Source organism: Clostridium sp., assembly GCF_026168755.1.
Taxonomy (GTDB): Bacteria; Bacillota; Clostridia; order Clostridiales; family Clostridiaceae; genus Clostridium.
Genome location: NZ_JAPFDR010000108.1, coordinates 1 through 1,639 on the forward strand (window position 1 = coordinate 1; position 1,639 = coordinate 1,639).

The 1,639-nt window shown below is 33.7% G+C and carries 2 protein-coding genes; both read right to left on the reverse strand.

The window, feature by feature from the left end; genetic code table 11:
* Positions 1 to 373: 373 nt before the first annotated feature.
* Positions 374 to 829, reverse strand: coding sequence for an IS200/IS605 family transposase (tnpA, locus tag Q0Y03_RS15430; protein ID WP_297714670.1), 456 nt, complete (start codon positions 827 to 829; stop codon positions 374 to 376).
* Between the two features lie 161 nt (positions 830 to 990).
* On the reverse strand, positions 991 to 1,639 hold a 649-nt coding region (locus Q0Y03_RS15435), incomplete at its 5' end, for an Rpn family recombination-promoting nuclease/putative transposase (protein WP_297714671.1).

A 1,639-nucleotide genomic window follows, 5' to 3' on the forward strand; every position in this document is an offset into this window, starting at 1 on the left:
CCCCAGGTAAGAGCAACAACCTTCATCTCATATATCTGCTACATTTACTCCTAAAGTTTCGGGTAGTGTTGGACTTTGTTTTGTATTGCAAACTCGTCCGACCTTAGTAAGCCTTATATGTAGTTCGTGTTCCTCAGACCAAGACTTTGCCTCCGACTTCCTTCAAATTCCATCTCACGATGGACACCCTTGTCATTAGCTAGTGGTTCCCACTACCAAGCCCACAACGGACTTTCACCGTCAAGTTGTTGCCCATGCTGGGCGCACAATAAAAAAACCACCAGCTCAGCTGGTGGTTTTACATTTTCGGGCCTAGCCCTTTATTACTGGCATCGCCTAAAGGCGTACCCTCGATTTGGTACAAGCATTCCTTCTATTTACTACCCGTAAACGGGTCTAAATACTCCATTGTAAGCTGTTCTGATAATTTATCTTCCTGCAATTGGTTAGCTATATATTCTTTTATCTTTTTAGTATTTTTTCCTACGGTGTCAACGTAATATCCTCTACACCAAAACTCTCTGTTTCTATATTTATATTTCATATTACCCCATTTTTCAAATATCATAAGACTACTCTTTCCCTTAAGATATCCCATTAAACTAGATATACTCATTTTAGGTGGTATTTCTACTAACATATGAACGTGATCTACACAAACTTCAGTTTCTATTATATTTACGCCTTTCCATTCACATAGATTTCTAAGTATTGCTTCTACTTCTAGTCTTTTTTCCTCATAAAATACTTTCCTTCTATATTTCGGCGCAAATACAATATGATATTTGCAGTTCCATTTTGTATGTGATAAACTATATACATCATTCATTTTGAATGTCCTCCTTCTGATATTAAAATGCAGTTGCCAGACCGCATCTTTATTATATCAGAAGGAGTTTTTTTATTATCACCATAGCTATAAGCTTTTTTGAACCCAACGTCTAACGCGGGGTTTTCTAAATACAAAAATAGGATAGGTTTTCACCTATCCTAACACTTCTTATCTCTTAAATCTTTAATCTCTTCTATATCTAATCCTGTTTTTAACGCTATTGTTTCATTGTCTAGAATATCTAATAGATTTTTAGCAACTTCTAATTTTCCTCTTTTTTCAGCTGAACTAATCATGTTAGCCCTTTCATGTAATGATCTTTCTCTCTCATAGTAAATTCTCATTGTTTCTTCATCACTACTTAGGTATTCGATTTTCTTTTCAGCTTTTCCAATTACTGCATCCAAACTAATCAACTCCTTCAATGTAGTTTCAGATATATCCTTTTCTAAAAACATTAGCCATCTCTCTATATCATTTTCTCTATAATCCTTATCTTTTTTCTTTCTAAACTTAGGTAGTTCTAAAAAGTGAATCTCAACAACATCTGTTAACATATAGTCTTTTTCTATATCTTCCCATAAGTGAAATGATGATTGATAGCTTTCTGTCCCTAAAAATTCAAAATCTAAGATATTAATTGTAATTACCTTTTCTAAACTAGTGTAATCTTGGCCTTGTTTTATATTTTCTAGATACATCTTTCCCCAATAAAATAATGTCCTTTTATCCATATTCCCTTGATCTGTAAGTTGTACTTCTATGTCTATATTTTCTCCCTTAGAAGTTTTTGCTCTAACATCAATA